This is a genomic window from Rhodococcus sp. S3, assembly GCF_058211795.1.
In genome coordinates, this window is record NZ_CM177074.1 from 2,864,644 (window position 1) to 2,879,614 (window position 14,971).

The window sequence follows — 14,971 nt, forward strand, 5'->3', positions numbered from 1 at the left end:
ATTCGGCACGGATTTTGCAGGATAATGACGAAATGGACGATTCCGAGTACGGAACTTCGCGATCGATCGATGAAATCGACCTGAGAATTATCAATGCGCTCCAGTGGTCTCCGCGCTCCACGTGGGATGCGCTGGCCGGTCCGCTCGGTCTCGATGCCGCCACGGTGGCCCGGCACTGGCGCCGCCTCGAACGCGAACGTCTGGCGTGGACCACGATCACCCCGGGGCCGCGCATCCTCGCGCAGGTGACCACCGCGCTACTGGAGATCACCATGGCACCCGGCGCAAGGAGATCGGTGACCGAGGTGATGACCGGGCGTCCGCACGCGGTGACCGTCGAGGTGCCGTCGGCCGGCGCCGACCTGCTCGTCACTGCCGCGACCGCGACCTACGAGCAGATGACCCGGTTGGTCGTCGACGACCTGGCACAACTGCCCGGCGTCGCGTCGATCCGCACCCACGTGGTCTCGGAGTGGTTCACCGAGGGCGGGGCGTGGCGACTGAACGCGCTCGGGCCGGGCGAGCGAGGGGAACTGACCTCGGGCTCGCGGCGGGTAGGTGAGCGGCGCGGACGCACGGCGATCTCCGCCACCGATCGCGCGATCCTGTCGGCGCTGGCAGTGGACGGCCGCACCCCGATGCGCACCCTCGCGGAGATCGCCGGGGCCGGAGCGGCAACGGTCAAACGCCGGGTAGAGGCATTGCTGGCCGCAGACGTCGTCGGCCTACGGTGCGAGTTCGCGCATCCCGCAGCGGGTTTCGCGGTGCTCGTCACGTTGTGGTGCACGGTGCCCGTGGAGCGGTTGACCACCACCGGGCGGGTGGTGAGCCGGGAGCCGGAGGTGCGCAACTGTTTCGCCGTCGTCGGCGCCGCGAACCTCGTGGTGCAGGCGTGGTTGCACTCCCCCGCCGAGGTCCCGGACTTCGAGGCCCGGCTGCTCGCACGATGCCCGGACCTGACCGTGCGGGACCGGGTGCTGGTGTTGCGCATTCACAAGCTCGCCGGGCACATCCTCGACCGTGCGGGCCGCAAGGTCACCACGGTCCCGCCCGACGTGTGGCTGCCGGGCGGGGACGCGGGCGTCGTCTCAGGCGCGTAGCTCGGCACCGACCGCGGTGGCCGCGGCGGCGACCGCCGCCTCGCGGGCGGCGCTGGCCTCGTCCTCGGTGAGGGTGCGATCGGGAGCGCGGAAACGCAGCGCGAATGCGAGGGACTTGCGGTTCTCCCCCAGCTGGGCGCCCTGGTAGACGTCGAACAGACGGATGTCCTCGAGCAGGTCGCCGCCACCCGAGCGCAGGGCGCTCTCGACGTCGGTGGCCGGCACGTCCGCGTCGACCACGACGGCGACGTCCTGCAGGACCGCCGGGAACGGCGAGACCACCGGCGCCGGAAGCGATTCCACGATCGGCAACGCGTCGAGGTCGAGTTCGAAGGCGCACGTGCGGGCGGGCAGGCCGGCCCGTTCGATCACCGCGGGATGCAGTTCGCCGGCGTGGCCGACGACGACCCCGTCGACGAGCAGTTCGGCGCAGCGGCCGGGATGCCACGGCAGGTACTGCGCGGCGCGGCGCTCGAGGCGCACCCCGGCGGCGCGTGCGACGGTCTCCGCGGCGGCGAAGGCGTCGAAGGCATCGGCGGCGCGGCCCGTGCCCCACGGACCGGCCGGTTCGCGCAATCCGGCGAGCACACCACCGACATGGACGGGCTGCTTCGGCAGCGACCCTTCGAGCAGGGCGATCTCGTCGTCGGTGGGACGACGGTCGACCGGCAGCAGGTCGACCGGCTTCGTCTCGGAGGTGGGCTGCACGACCTGCGCGATCGCGTAGAGCGACAGGTCGCGCTGTCCGCGCGAGACGTTGCGGCCGAGGATCTCGAGCAGACCCGGCAGCAGCGTGGTGGCCAGCTCCGGACGGTCGGACTCGAGGGGGTTGAGCACCTTGGTGGTCACCCGTCGCGGGTCGTCGGCGTCGAGCTTCCAGGTGTCGAACACACCGGCCGGCAGGAACACCGGGGCGAGCACCTCGACGTAGCCGTCGTGGGCGAGGGCACGGGAGACGGCGCGGCGACGCTTCTGCGTGGCCGTCAGACCACGACCGGCGGGGGCGGTTGGCAGCACCGACGGGATCTGCTCGAGACCTTCGAGGCGCAGCACCTCCTCCACGAGGTCGGCGGGCTGACGCAGGTCGGGACGCCAGGTCGGCGGGGTGACGACGAGCTGGCCGTGGCCGTCCTCGCCGACGCCGACCTCGACCGCGCACCCGATCTGTGTGAGGCGGCGGGCGGCGGTGCCGTTCGGGTAACTCACCCCGGCCATGCGGTCGGGCAGGTCGATGTCCATGCGGATCGTCGGGCTCTCGGTGGGCACGACCATGTCGGTGAGGGTCGATTCCACCTGTCCACCGGCGATCTCGACGAGCAGGCTCGCGGCCCGGTCGAGCGCGGCGCGGGCCAGGGCCGGATCGACGGTGCGTTCGAAGCGCTTGCCGGCCTCGCTGCTGAGCTTGTGCCGGCGGTTGCCGCGGAAGACGGCGAGCGGATCCCAGGTGGCGGCCTCGAGCAGCACATCGGTGGTGCTGTCGCCGACCTCGGTGGTGGCGCCGCCCATGATGCCGGCGAGGGAGATCACCCCGGAGTCGTCGGTGATGACGACGTCCTCGGGATCGAGGTCGCGCTCGACACCGTCGAGGGTGGTGAGCTTCTCCCCTGCCCGGGCGCGCCGCACGACCAGTTCACCCTGCAGGGTGGCGGCGTCGAAGGCGTGCAGCGGCTGGCCGAGCTCGAGCATGACGTAATTGGTCACGTCGACCGCGGGCGAGATCGGGCGGACACCGGCGGTGTGCAGGCGGCGCTGCATCCACCACGGGGTGACGGCCTTCGGGTCGATGCCGGTGACGCGCCGCGCGGCGAACCGGGTGGCCTTCGTCTCGGGTTCGAGCCGGATCGGGTAGGCCTCGCCGCCGTCGGACGGCAGCGCCGGCACGGCCGCGGGATCGGCGAATTCGAGGTCGAAGCCGCACGCGAGTTCGCGGGTGAGTCCGCGGACGGAGAAGCAGTATCCGCGGTCGGGGGTGATGTTCAGTTCGATGACGGTGTCGCCGAGGCCGAGCAGATCGTTGGCGTCGGTGCCGGGTTCGGCGGTGCCGGGCTCGAGCACGAGGATGCCGGAGTGGTCCTTGCCGATGCCCAGCTCGGACAGCGAGCAGATCATGCCGTCGGAGACGTGCCCGTAGGTCTTGCGCGACGCGATGGCGAAGTCGCCGGGGAGCACGGCGCCGGGCAGGGCGGCGACGATGAGGTCGCCCTCGGCGAAGTTGCGGGCGCCGCACACGATGCCGCGCGGTTCGTCCTCACCGACGTCGACCTTGCAGAAGCGGATGGGCTTCTTGAACTCGGTGAGCTCGGTGATCTCCACGACACGTCCGACGACGAGGTTGTCGATGCGGCCGAGGGTCTCGATGTCCTCGACCTCGAGTCCGACCCGGACGAATCCCGCGTCGAGTTCCTCGGCGGTGACGTTCCACTCCGGGGTGGCGCGCTGCAGGATCTCGGTCAGCCAGGACTGCGCTACTCGCACTTGTGCTCAGCTCTTTCGTTCGGTCGTCGGTCGGTGGAGTCGGTGTCGGGAGCGGGCTCTCAGCCCTGCACGCCGAACGGCAGGGTGAAGCGCACGTCGCCCTCGACGATGTCGCGCATGTCGGGGATGCCGTTGCGGAACTGCAGGGTGCGTTCGAGGCCCATGCCGAACGCGAACCCGGTGTACACGTCGGGGTCGATGCCCGAGGCCCGGAGCACGTTGGGGTTGACCATGCCGCAGCCGCCCCACTCGACCCAGCCGGCACCACCCTTCTTGTTCGGGAACCACACGTCCACCTCGGCGGACGGTTCGGTGAACGGGAAGTAGTTCGGACGCATCCGGGTGCGGGTCTCCGGACCGAACAGCGCCCGCGCGAACGCGTCGAGGGTGCCGCGCAGGTGCGCCATGGTCAGGCCCTTGTCGACGGCGAGGCCTTCGACCTGCGAGAAGACCGGGGTGTGGGTGGCGTCGAGTTCGTCGGTGCGGAAGGTGCGGCCGGGGCACACGACGTAGATCGGGATGTCGCGGTGCAGCATGGTGCGGACCTGCACGGGCGAGGTGTGGGTGCGCAGCACCTGCCGCGAGCCCTCCGGGGCGATGTGGAAGGTGTCCTGCATCGTGCGCGCCGGATGGTCGGGCAGGAAGTTCAGGGCGTCGAAGTTGAAGTGCTCGGTCTCGACTTCGGGGCCTTCGGCGACCTCCCAGCCCATCGCGACGAAGACGTCGGCGATCTCGTCGGAGATGATCGAGATCGGGTGGCGGGCGCCGAGCGCGCGGCGGGTCGCGGGCAGGGTGACGTCGACGGCCTCGGCGACGAGGACCGCGGCGTCGCGCTCGGCCTGCAGCGCGGCCTTGCGGTCGTCGAAGGCGGCCTGCACGGCGGTGCGGTGGGCGTTGACCCGCTTGCCGGCGTCGGCGCGCTCGTTGCCGGGCAGCGAGCCGAGGGCGCGCTTGGCGAGGGAGATGGGCGCCTTGTCGCCGAGGTGGTCGATCTTCGCCTGGGCGAGTTCGTCGAGGTCGGTCGCAGCGGCGAACGCGTCGATCGCGGACTTCTCGGCGGCGGTGAGCGCGTCCTCGGTCAGGGCGCTCGGATCGACTGCCGGCGGGGTGCCGCCCTCTTTCTTGGCCACGACCGGTGCATCTCCTTCTTCGGACGAACGGGTGATCTCGGTAGGTGCGGTCCGGGCCGGAGGCCGCGGAAGCACGGGGAAATCCTATGTGATGGGCCGAGCGGCCCGATGTTGCACCCGCGCGCTCGCATACAGGCAGATCGAGGCGGCGGTGGCGAGGTTGAGCGATTCGGCGCGTCCGCGGATGGGGATGCGGACGCGGTGGTCGGCGCGGGCGGCGACCTGCGGGTCGAGTCCGTGGGCCTCGTTGCCGAACAGCCACGCGGTGGGTGCGGCGAGCAACTCGTCGGCGTCGTCGAGGTCGATCTCCCCGTCGGCGGCCGTCGCGAGGATCTGCACGCCGGCCTCGGCGAGCGTGGCCAGCACCCGGTCGGTGTCGCGTTCGCGCGCGACCGGCAGATGGAAGATGCTGCCGGCCGAGGAGCGCACGCACTTGCCGTTGTGCGGGTCGACGCTGTCGCCGGCGAGGACCACGGCGTCGGCGCCCACGGCGTCGGAGACGCGGATGAGGGTGCCGGCGTTGCCGGGTTCGGCGACCGCGACGGGCACGGCGAGGAGCCGCGACCGCGGCGTCACCGCTTCGGTGAGCGGCACGTCGAGGGTGTCGCACACGGCGACGAGGCCGGGCGGGGTGACGGTGTCGGACAGCCGGGCAGCGGCCCGCTCGGTGACGATCCCCACGCGCACACCCTTGCGGTGTGCCTCGTCGACGACCGTCGCGTACCGGGCGGCGGCCGCCTCGGTGACGAACAGTTCGTGCACGCGGGCGGCGGCGAGCGCCTCGGTGACGGAGTTCTCACCCTCGGCGAGGAACCGCCCGGTCTTGCGACGCTCGGCGGTCCGGAGCAGTTTCACAGCAGAAACGACCCGTGGTGTGCGCTCGGTGAGCGTGTCCACGGGTCGTTCCTGGATGTTGTCGTAGCTCAGGGCAGCACTCAGGCAGCCGGAGCGTTGACGTCGGCCGGCAGGGCAGCCTTGGCGACGGCCACGAGGCCGGCGAAGGCCTCGGCGTCGGAGACGGCGAGCTCGGCGAGGATCTTGCGGTCCACCTCGACACCGGCGGCCTTCAGGCCCTGGATGAAGCGGTTGTAGGTGATGTCGTTGGCGCGGGCAGCAGCGTTGATGCGGCTGATCCACAGCTTGCGGAAATCACCCTTGCGGGCGCGACGGTCGCGGTAGGCGTAGGTCAGCGAGTGAAGCTGCTGCTCCTTGGCCTTGCGGTACAGGCGCGAGCGCTGTCCGCGGTAGCCCTTCGAGGCCTCGAGAATCGAACGACGCTTCTTCTGGGCGTTGACGGCCCTCTTCACGCGTGCCACTGGTTATGTGTCCTGTCAGAGTTCGGGGGACGAACGAGGTGTCCCCGGATGGATCGGTCGGAGAGGCTCAGAGCCCGAGCATGCGCTTGACGCGCGGAGCGTCGGCATCGGCGACGACGGCCTTGCCGTCGAGGCGACGCGTCACCCGCGAGGACTTGTGCTCGAGCAGGTGGCGGCGACCCGCCTTCTGGCGCAGGACCTTTCCGCTACCGGACACCTTGAATCGCTTCGCGGTGCCGCTGTGGGTCTTCGACTTGGGCATGGAGTCCTCAGTTCTTGTCGTGTGCGTACATCGGTGCTCACGGACAGCACCGGATGTGCTGCCTGAGCGGGCTAGTTGCTCTGGGCGTCGCCCGTCTCGGGAGCCGGCGCGGACTCCGTGGACGGGGCTGCGGAGGCTGCCGGGCGCGGAGCGGACTTCGCCGGTGCGGCCTGCGCGGCTTCCTGAGCCTTCGCGCGGGTCTTCGCACCCTTGTGCGGGGCCAGCACCATCGTCATGTTCCGGCCGTCCTGCTTCGGACTGGTCTCGATGAAACCGAGCTCGGCCACATCGGCGCCGAGGCGCTGCAGCAACCGGAATCCGAGTTCGGGGCGCGACTGCTCGCGGCCGCGGAACATGATCGTGACCTTGACCTTCGAACCGGCTTCGAGGAAGCGCACGACGTTGCGCTTCTTGGTCTCGTAGTCGTGGTCGTCGATCTTCGGACGGAGCTTCTGCTCCTTGATCACGGTCTGCTGCTGGTTCTTGCGCGATTCGCGCGCCTTCTGCGCGGCTTCGTACTTGAACTTGCCGTAGTCCATGATCTTGCAGACCGGCGGCCGGGCGTCGGGTGCCACCTCGACGAGGTCGAGGTCGGCTTCGATTGCCAGGCGGAGGGCATCTTCAACACGCACGATTCCGACCTGTTCACCGCCGGGTCCGACGAGTCGGACTTCGGGAACTCGGATGCGTTCGTTGATGCGGGTCTCAGCGCTGATGGGGCCTCCTAGGTAGAGCGGTGTGGTCGGTCTGACCGCACCGCAGCACGTGGCCCTACTCCTCGACAAGAAGACCCCGCTGTGGTGCCGAGGCTCCACGCGGGGTCCGATACCGACCGGTCGACGGCCACCCGGCTCGCGCCGGATGATCCGCACCGCCCGATGAAGGGCGGACGTCCGGGGCTTCCGCACCCGGAGGACCGGACCCCTGAGCTGCATCGATGTGCCGCCAGAGGTGGGAGTCGGACTCCACTTTGCTGCCCACGGAGGATCACCGCGGGCGGTCGTGGGATCAAGTCTAACAAAAAGCCACGTCGACGACGAATCGGCGCGTCGGCGCCCCACCCGCGCGGTCGGCGAGGAGCGGCGCAACCCTATGCTCGACGCTATGACGGATGCTCCCGAGACCCCCGATCAGGACGCTGCGGCAGAGGATGTGCGCGAGCTCGCCGACATCCCGGCCGTCGAGGTGATCAGCCGCGCAGCCGTGATGCTCATGAGTTCGGCTGCCGAGAAGCTCGGTCTCGCCGACGAGGATCCCGACAGCAGCGCACGACGCGACCTCGACGAAGCCCGCCGCGTGATCACCGCACTCGCCGGCCTGATCACATCATCGGTGGAATATCTCGGTCCGCACGCCGGTCCGCTGCGCGAAGGGCTGCAGGCCCTGCAGCGCGCCTTCCGTGAGGCGTCGGCCGTGCCCGACGAGCCCGGCAAGGGCCCGGGCGAGAAGTACACCGGCCCGGTCTACTGAGCCGAACCGGCACTTTTCGCCTACGTCACGATCCACAGCCCGACTTCATCATCGACGCGACCGAGCCGCCCACCGCTGAGGTGGGCGGCTCGACTCGTCAGCTCGCGGCGGCCACCTTCTTCTTGGTGGTCTTCGCCTTCGCCGCCGTCTTCGCGGCGGCGGTCTTCGTCCCGGCAGTCTTCGCCGCGGAGGCCTTGGTCGTGGCAGCCTTGGTCGTCTTCGCCGCGCGCTTGCGCGCCGGCGCCGGAGCGGGCGCGGTGGTCCGCCCGTCGAGGATCTCCGCGAGGAAGCGTCCGGTGTAGCTCTCCTCCACCGTGACCACCTCCTCCGGAGTGCCCTCCGCGACCACCGTGCCGCCACCGGAACCACCCTCGGGACCCATGTCGATGATCCAGTCGGCGGTCTTGATGACGTCGAGGTTGTGCTCGATGACGATGACGGTGTTGCCCTTGTCGACCAGACCGTTGATGACCCCGAGCAGCTTGCGGATGTCCTCGAAGTGCAGACCCGTGGTGGGCTCGTCGAGGATGTACGCGGTGCGCCCGTTGGAGCGCTTCTGCAGCTCGGCGGCGAGCTTGACGCGCTGCGCCTCACCACCGGACAGGGTTGTCGCCGGCTGGCCCAGGCGGACGTAACCGAGACCGACCTCCACCAGCGTGTTGAGGTAGCGGTGGATGGAGGTGACCGGCTGGAAGAACTCCGCGGCCTCCTCGATCGACATGTCGAGCACCTCGGCGATGGTCTTGCCCTTGTAGTGCACCTCGAGCGTCTCGCGGTTGTAGCGGGCGCCGTGGCATACCTCGCACGGCACGTACACGTCGGGCAGGAAGTTCATCTCGATCTTCAGCGTGCCGTCGCCCGAGCACGCCTCGCACCGGCCGCCCTTGACGTTGAAGGAGAACCGGCCCGGCTGGTAGCCGCGCACCTTCGCCTCGGTGGTGGACGCGAACAGGCTGCGGATCTTGTCGAACACACCGGTGTAGGTGGCCGGGTTCGACCGCGGGGTGCGGCCGATCGGCGACTGGTCGACCTGGACGAGCTTGTCGAGCTGGTCGAGTCCGTTGATGCGGGTGTGCCGTCCGGGGACCTGCCGCGCGCCGTTGAGCTTGTTGGCCATTACGGTGGCGAGGATGTCGTTGACGAGTGTCGACTTCCCGGAGCCGGACACACCGGTGATGCAGGTGAGAACGCCGAGCGGGAACGACACGTCGATCTCGCGCAGGTTGTTCTCGCGGGCACCGACGACGGTGACCTGCCGACCCTTGTCGATCGGTCGCCGGAGCGCGGGGATCTCGATCTCCTCGCGTCCGGACAGATAGGCACCGGTAAGCGATTCGGGGTTGTCGAGCAGTTCCTTGTAGGTGCCGCTGTGGACGACCTTCCCGCCGTGCTCGCCCGCGCGCGGTCCGATGTCGACGACCCAGTCGGAGGCGCGGACGGTGTCCTCGTCGTGCTCGACGACGATGAGCGTGTTGCCGAGATCGCGCAGTCGCGTGAGGGTGTCGATGAGACGACGGTTGTCGCGCTGGTGCAGACCGATGGACGGCTCGTCGAGCACGTACAGCACGCCGACGAGACCGGAACCGATCTGCGTGGCGAGACGGATGCGCTGGGCCTCACCACCGGAGAGGGTGCCCGCGGCACGCGAGAGGGTGAGGTAGTCGAGTCCGACGTCGAGCAGGAAGCCGAGTCGGGCCTGGATCTCCTTGAGGACCTGCCCGGCGATCGCGGCCTCGCGCGCGCCGAGGACGAGGCTGTCGAGGAAGCGTGCGCACTCGGCGATCGACAGGTCGCTGACCTCGGCGATGGACATCGCACCGAAGTCGCCCGCGCTGACCGTCACGGCCAAAATCTCGGGACGAAGGCGGGCACCGGCGCAGGCCGGGCACGGGATCTCCCGCATGTAGCCCTCGTAGCGTTCCTTGGCCTGCTCGGACTCGGACTGCTCGAGGCGGCGGTGCAGGAACGGCATGACACCCTCGAACTCGGCGTAGTACGAGCGGACGCGGCCGTAGCGGTTCTTGTAGCGCACGTGCACCTGCTCGGTGCTGCCCTCCAGCACGGCCTTGCGCACCTTGGCGGGCAGTTTCCGCCACGGGGTGTCGATGTCGAATTCGAGGGCGTCGGCCAGGCCGGACAGCAGTCGGCCGAAGTATTCGGCGCTCTGACCCATCGACCAGGGCGCGATCGCGCCGTCGGCCAGGCTCAGATCCGGGTCGGGCACGACGAGATCGGGATCGACCTCCTTGCGCACGCCGAGACCCGCGCACTCGGGGCACGCGCCGTAGGGCGAGTTGAAGGAGAACGACCGAGGTTCGAGTTCGTCGATGGACAGCGGGTGCGCGTTCGGGCACGCCAGGTTCTCGGAGAACCGGCGCTCGCGGTCGGGGGCGTCCTCCTCGCGATCGACGAAGTCGAGCACGACGACACCCTCGGCGAGCCGCAGCGCGGTCTCGATGGAGTCGGTGAGGCGCTGCTGGGCACTGGGCTTGACGGCGAGGCGGTCGACGACGACCTCGATGTCGTGCTTCTCCTGCTTCTTCAGCTTCGGCGGATCCGACAGGGGGTGGACGACCCCGTCGACGCGCACACGGGAGTAGCCCTGGATGGTCAGCTGCTCGAAGAGATCGACGAACTCGCCCTTGCGGGTGCGCACGACGGGTGCGAGGACCTGGAAGCGGGCCCCGGCCTCCATCTCGAGCACCTGGTCGACGATCTGCTGCGGCGTCTGCCGGGAGATCTGCTCACCGCAGACCGGGCAGTGCGGGGTGCCGGCACGCGCATAGAGCAGACGCAGGTAGTCGTAGACCTCGGTGATGGTGCCGACGGTGGACCGCGGGTTGCGGTTGGTGGACTTCTGGTCGATCGACACCGCGGGCGACAGGCCCTCGATGAAGTCGACGTCCGGCTTGTCCATCTGTCCGAGGAACTGGCGAGCGTAGGCCGACAACGACTCGACGTAGCGCCGCTGCCCCTCGGCGAAGATGGTGTCGAACGCGAGGCTCGACTTGCCCGAACCCGACAGTCCGGTGAAAACGATCAGACTGTCGCGCGGCAGGTCCAGGTCGACACCACGCAGGTTGTGTTCCCGGGCTCCACGCACGATCAGGCGGTCTGCCACGCCACATCCTTCCTGTAGACAAGGCCGGAGTTCGGCCCTCAGCCATGGTAGGCGCGGGTACCGACACGTTTCCGTGACGAACACCGCGCGCCCGGGGCTCACGCGCGTGCACGCGAAGGTAGGTTGGCTGCATGACGCAGCAGCCCGTGATCATCGAGGACACCTACACCGGCGACGTCACTCCCGGCGGACCCGCGCAACGCCGAAGGATTCCCGGAGCGAGCATCGTCAAACTCGCCGTCGGCGAGATGAACAACAACACCTATCTCGTCACCGACGACGCCACCGGCAAGTCCGTCTTCATCGACGCCGCAAACGAACCCGACCGTCTCGTGCAGTTCCTCCGCGACAATGCGCCGGAGCTCGAACTGATCGTCACCACCCATCAGCACTGGGATCACTGGCAGGGCCTCGAGCGGGTCGCCGCCGAGACCGGTGTGCCGACCGCCGCGCACGAGCTCGACGCCGGTCCCCTGCCGGTGCAGCCCGACCGGATCCTGACCGAGGGCGACACCGTGCAGATCGGTGAGCTGAATCTCGAGGTGATCCACCTCTCAGGGCACACTCCGGGGTCGGTTGCGCTGGTCCTCACGGAACAGGGCACGGGTCGCACGCACATCTTCACCGGCGACTCGCTGTTCCCCGGCGGGGTCGGCAAGACGCCGAACGACGACGCTTTCCGATCGCTCCTCGGCGACGTCGAGTCCAAGATCTTCGACCGGTTCGACGACGAGACGATCTTCTACCCCGGACACGGCAAGGACTCGACCCTCGGAACCGAGCGTCCGCATCTCGGCGAGTGGCGCGAGCGGGGTTGGTGACGGTCCCGTACCGGGCCCGCAGAGGCAGGAGCCCCCGTGCACTCCGATCGCGATGACGTGCCGCCGCCGTTCACCCTCTGTTCGGACGTCGACGGCATGCGGTACGTCATCGTCGACCCGGCGGATGCGGACATGTCCGGATGGGCCGTCGAGCTGATGGATGCGAACATCCGGTGGCCGGATCCGAACGCCCTGACGTCCCTCTCGTCGTTCGAGCAGGACACCTGGTTCGTGACGGACAACAAGCACTGGAACGGCCTCGGCTATGGCACACCGAAGACCGCATGGTGTGCGATCGCAGCCCACGGGGACAGGATCAGCGCCTGGATCGGACCCGACGGCACTCGGTACGAGCCCTAGCCTGCGACAGCCGAGCACACCCACCCAGGTCGCTCCCGTTCGGCCACGTCGACACTGAGATCTTCGACCGGTGATGTCGGGACTCCCGCTGAGGTGGCGATCCTGCCTACGCCGTCGCTCAGGCCGGTCGTCCCCTACTCACCAACAGCGGGATCAGAGAATCCCGCCATGTCGGCAGATGAACGTGGCCGCTCGACATGCCGCCGTGAGCGAACTCCTCCCGATACACCCGCTCCGCCGGCTCAGTTCGCAGGTCCGAGCCCACGACCGCCGTGAAGGCCGAGAAGAGCGACTCTTCCAACGTCACCTCGTCATCAGGAAGAGGAACTCCGGCCAGATACTCTCGTAGTGCGGCCCACACATACGGGTCGCCACGCAATCCCCAGCCTTCAGGTTCCTCCACGAAAAGTCGGTCCATCGTCATCGCCGCATCATGTCAGAAGCTCTCCCAGCGTCGATCGCCCGGAAGGCAATTCCTGAACGGGTCGGAAAGCGTCACTCGCCCCGCATTCCACGCTTCAGATGTCGACGTCCGTTCGGACGGTGCATTCAGAGGACGCTCCCGGAAAAGCGCAGCCGAGTTCACAGCACGCTCCCTGTGGGCTCGTCGCTCGGAGAAGATCGGCGTCTAGTCGGGAGTATTTTCCCTGTCGGTCCCTTCCTCACCCCTGCCCGCATCGGCGTGCTCCTCGCTCGAGCGCTCGCCCACCGTGTCCGCGAAGGCCGTTCCCGAGACCATCCCGTTCGTGCCCGGCACGACCGTGGTCGGTCGTGCTCCCGGTTCGTACATACGGTCGATCTCCTCGGCCTTCTCCTTCGCCTGTCTTTTCTCTTCGTCGTCGAGCCGATCCCAACGGGTCGGATCCTCCGCGTCGGTCATGTCCGGGCCCCCTTCCAGCACGCGGCACCGACCCGAGCGGGCCGATGCGGTGGCGTCCGTTCCAGGGTGCGCCCCGTCGCGGAGTCCCGGAGGTCGAACGAGGATCGGAGTTCGCCGGAATCCTCCTGGGCACCACTGCCGCGAGTACGCTCGAAAACCGGACGAGCTCGCACGAGCACGGAGGCCTGACACTGTGGCGGATCTCGTACTGGGGCCGGTGCTTCGGCACATCGGCGACACGGACGCCACGATCTGGGTGGAGACGTCCGAGCCCTGCACGGTGCACGTGCTCGGCAGCTCCGAACACACGTGGACGGTCGCGGGACACCACTACGCGCTCGTCACGGTCCGAGACCTCGACCCCGGATCGGTGACGTCCTACGAAGTGGATCTCGAGGGCCGGGTCGTGTGGCCGCCGGCCGGCGTTGCACCGCCGCTGATCAGGACAGCGGGAGACGACCCCGACGGCTTCGTGCTCGCCTTCGGGTCGTGCCGGGTGACATCGGAGAGCGCGGAACCGACAGCCGTCCTGGGAAAAGACGCTCTCGTCGCCTACGCGCAGCGCATGCGTTCGCTGCCGATCGACGAATGGCCCGACGCGCTGTTGCTGCTGGGAGATCAGGTCTACGCCGACGAATTGTCGGAGGAGATGAAGCGACGGGTCGGTGAGCGTCACGATCTGTCGGAACCGCCCGGTGCCCAGGTGCGCGACTTCGAGGAGTACACCTGGCTGTACAGCCGGTCGTGGTCCGAGGACAACGTCCGATGGCTGCTGTCGACCGTCCCGACCTCGATGATCTTCGACGACCACGACGTGCACGACGACTGGAACACCTCCTATTCGTGGCGCCGGGAGATGGAGGCCTCCGCATGGTGGGAGGAACGCATCGTCGGGGCGTTGGCGTCGTACTGGATCTATCAGCACATCGGGAACCTCTCCCCCGCCGAACTGGATGAGGATCCGCTCTACGACCGGGTGCGGAACTGTGCCGGGGACGCCGAACCGATCCTGCGTGCGTTCGCGTCCGGCGCCGACGAGGAAGCCGACGGCAGCGCTGGGGTGCGGTGGTCGTACCGCCGTGATTTCGGACCGGTGCGTCTGCTGGTGATCGATTCGCGGTGCGGCCGGGTGCTCGCGCCCGACCGGCGCGACATGGTGTCCGATCCGGAGTTCGACTGGATCGAGGAGCAGACCGACGGCGACTACGACCACCTGCTGATCGGCACGTCGCTGCCGTGGCTCCTGCCCCGCGCGATGCACGACCTCGAGGCGTGGGACGAGAAACTTGCGTCCGGTGCGCGCGGTGCCCGACCGGCACGCTGGGCCGAGAAGCTCCGCCGCGCCGCGGATCTCGAACACTGGTCGGCCTTCCGTGATTCGTTCGAGCGACTCGCACGGCTGCTGCGGGATGTCGCCGCCGGACGTCGCGCCGGAACGTCCGGCCGCGCGCCCGCGACGATCTGCGTCCTCTCGGGCGACGTGCACCATGCCTACGCCGCCCGCGTCCGATTCGCGACGCCGACCGCCGGCGCGGTCTACCAGCTGACCTGTTCGCCCCTGCACAACCACGTCCCGGCAGCCGTCCGGGTCGCCTTCCGCGCAGCGTGGAGCAGCACCGCCGAGCGTGTCGTGCGACTGCTCCTCGGCCGGGTCACGGCCGTTCCCGAGGCGTCGTTCTCGTGGTCGAAGGTGACAGGTCCGAGCTTCGGGAACCAGATCGCCACCCTGCGGACGCGAGGACGCGCCGCGCGTCTGACCATCGAGCGAAGCGTCGAGATCGCGTCGGGTCCGCGTCTGTTCGAGACCGTCGCGGAAGTGCCCCTGACCACCGAGGGTCGGCCGCCCGAGGTCCCGTCCGCTCGCGCGGAGGAACAGTCGTCGAGGTGAGCCCGGACGGGTGGCACCCACCGGCATCCGATTCGGGATTTATTTGATTTCCGTACGCTCCGAAATACCGCTTCGTGTCCTTCGGCCCTGCTTCGCGCATATTCCCGTGACGCCCGGGGTACCTGTGTCAGGGTTTGGAAACACAGCC

At 68.9% G+C, this 14,971-nt stretch carries 14 protein-coding genes; 5 read left to right on the top strand and 9 right to left on the bottom strand.

Annotation, left to right across the window (positions count from 1 at the left end; all coding sequences use genetic code 11):
* The first annotated feature begins 32 nt into the window (after window positions 1-32).
* Entirely contained in the window at window positions 33-1,100 is a 1,068-nt protein-coding gene (locus AC0LPE_RS13400) for an Lrp/AsnC family transcriptional regulator (RefSeq protein WP_088899260.1), read from the top strand.
* Here AC0LPE_RS13400 and pheT read toward each other — a convergent pair.
* The 6 genes from pheT to infC all read right to left on the bottom strand — a co-directional run bounded on the left by pheT (window position 1,089) and on the right by infC (window position 7,068).
* Window positions 1,089-3,575 (bottom strand): phenylalanine--tRNA ligase subunit beta, encoded by a 2,487-nt coding sequence (gene pheT / locus AC0LPE_RS13405; RefSeq protein WP_088899261.1) that lies wholly within the window; start codon window positions 3,573-3,575, stop codon window positions 1,089-1,091. The two genes, AC0LPE_RS13400 and pheT, sit on opposite strands and share 12 nt — an antisense overlap.
* A 59-nt stretch (window positions 3,576-3,634) precedes the next feature.
* Window positions 3,635-4,705 carry a phenylalanine--tRNA ligase subunit alpha gene (gene pheS / locus AC0LPE_RS13410; RefSeq protein ID WP_026061249.1) on the bottom strand — a complete coding sequence of 357 codons (1,071 nt, stop codon included), beginning with the start codon at window positions 4,703-4,705 and terminating at the stop codon, window positions 3,635-3,637.
* Between the two features lie 84 nt (window positions 4,706-4,789).
* Complete coding sequence (locus AC0LPE_RS13415; protein WP_490604656.1) at window positions 4,790-5,602, bottom strand: TrmH family RNA methyltransferase; 813 nt, start codon at window positions 5,600-5,602, stop codon at window positions 4,790-4,792.
* Window positions 5,603-5,640: 38 nt separating this feature from the next.
* On the bottom strand, window positions 5,641-6,021 hold the full coding sequence (rplT, locus tag AC0LPE_RS13420; protein ID WP_006553977.1) for a 50S ribosomal protein L20: 381 nt from the start codon (window positions 6,019-6,021) through the stop codon (window positions 5,641-5,643).
* A 67-nt stretch (window positions 6,022-6,088) separates the two neighbouring features.
* Window positions 6,089-6,283 (bottom strand): 50S ribosomal protein L35, encoded by a 195-nt coding sequence (gene rpmI, locus AC0LPE_RS13425; protein ID WP_006553978.1) that lies wholly within the window; start codon window positions 6,281-6,283, stop codon window positions 6,089-6,091.
* Window positions 6,284-6,354: 71 nt separating this feature from the next.
* The gene (gene infC / locus AC0LPE_RS13430; RefSeq protein ID WP_080597679.1) at window positions 6,355-7,068 is read right to left on the bottom strand and encodes a translation initiation factor IF-3; all 714 of its coding nucleotides are present in this window, start codon (window positions 7,066-7,068) and stop codon (window positions 6,355-6,357) included.
* A 319-nt stretch (window positions 7,069-7,387) separates the two neighbouring features.
* Here infC and AC0LPE_RS13435 point away from each other — a divergent pair, with 319 nt between their 5' ends.
* Entirely contained in the window at window positions 7,388-7,753 is a 366-nt protein-coding gene (locus tag AC0LPE_RS13435) for a DUF1844 domain-containing protein (RefSeq protein ID WP_016692782.1), read from the top strand.
* Between the two features lie 97 nt (window positions 7,754-7,850).
* Here AC0LPE_RS13435 and uvrA read toward each other — a convergent pair whose 3' ends face one another.
* Window positions 7,851-10,874: an excinuclease ABC subunit UvrA gene (uvrA, locus tag AC0LPE_RS13440; protein ID WP_088899262.1), complete on the bottom strand. Its 3,024-nt coding sequence runs from the start codon at window positions 10,872-10,874 to the stop codon at window positions 7,851-7,853.
* Between the two features lie 131 nt (window positions 10,875-11,005).
* Here uvrA and AC0LPE_RS13445 point away from each other — a divergent pair, with 131 nt between their 5' ends.
* Both AC0LPE_RS13445 and AC0LPE_RS13450 read left to right on the top strand, forming a co-directional pair.
* A complete protein-coding gene (locus AC0LPE_RS13445; RefSeq protein WP_145691063.1) occupies window positions 11,006-11,695 on the top strand; it encodes an MBL fold metallo-hydrolase in 690 nt (229 codons plus the stop codon).
* A 36-nt stretch (window positions 11,696-11,731) separates the two neighbouring features.
* On the top strand, window positions 11,732-12,055 hold the full coding sequence (locus tag AC0LPE_RS13450) for a hypothetical protein (protein WP_443209736.1): 324 nt from the start codon (window positions 11,732-11,734) through the stop codon (window positions 12,053-12,055).
* Between the two features lie 118 nt (window positions 12,056-12,173).
* Here the strand turns inward: AC0LPE_RS13450 and AC0LPE_RS13455 are convergent, their stop codons facing one another.
* Both AC0LPE_RS13455 and AC0LPE_RS13460 read right to left on the bottom strand, forming a co-directional pair.
* Window positions 12,174-12,479, bottom strand: a complete 306-nt coding sequence (locus AC0LPE_RS13455; RefSeq protein WP_145691064.1) for a hypothetical protein — start codon at window positions 12,477-12,479, stop codon at window positions 12,174-12,176.
* A 204-nt stretch (window positions 12,480-12,683) separates the two neighbouring features.
* Entirely contained in the window at window positions 12,684-12,935 is a 252-nt protein-coding gene (locus tag AC0LPE_RS13460) for a hypothetical protein (protein WP_145691065.1), read from the bottom strand.
* A 193-nt stretch (window positions 12,936-13,128) separates the two neighbouring features.
* On the opposite strand from AC0LPE_RS13460, the gene AC0LPE_RS13465 reads away from it, so the two are divergent.
* Window positions 13,129-14,823, top strand: coding sequence for an alkaline phosphatase D family protein (locus tag AC0LPE_RS13465; RefSeq protein WP_490604657.1), 1,695 nt, complete (start codon window positions 13,129-13,131; stop codon window positions 14,821-14,823).
* Window positions 14,824-14,971: the final 148 nt, after the last annotated feature.

Bases quoted from the DNA above. Each gene is read 5' to 3' on its own strand.
- AC0LPE_RS13455 (WP_145691064.1), bottom strand. From the start codon at position 12,479: ATGACGATGGACCGACTTTTCGTGGAGGAACCTGAAGGCTGGGGATTG.
- AC0LPE_RS13445 (WP_145691063.1), top strand. From the start codon at position 11,006: ATGACGCAGCAGCCCGTGATCATCGAGGACACCTACACCGGCGACGTC.
- AC0LPE_RS13435 (WP_016692782.1), top strand. From the start codon at position 7,388: ATGACGGATGCTCCCGAGACCCCCGATCAGGACGCTGCGGCAGAGGAT.
- AC0LPE_RS13400 (WP_088899260.1), top strand. From the start codon at position 33: ATGGACGATTCCGAGTACGGAACTTCGCGATCGATCGATGAAATCGAC.
- rpmI (WP_006553978.1), bottom strand. From the start codon at position 6,283: ATGCCCAAGTCGAAGACCCACAGCGGCACCGCGAAGCGATTCAAGGTG.
- AC0LPE_RS13460 (WP_145691065.1), bottom strand. From the start codon at position 12,935: ATGACCGACGCGGAGGATCCGACCCGTTGGGATCGGCTCGACGACGAA.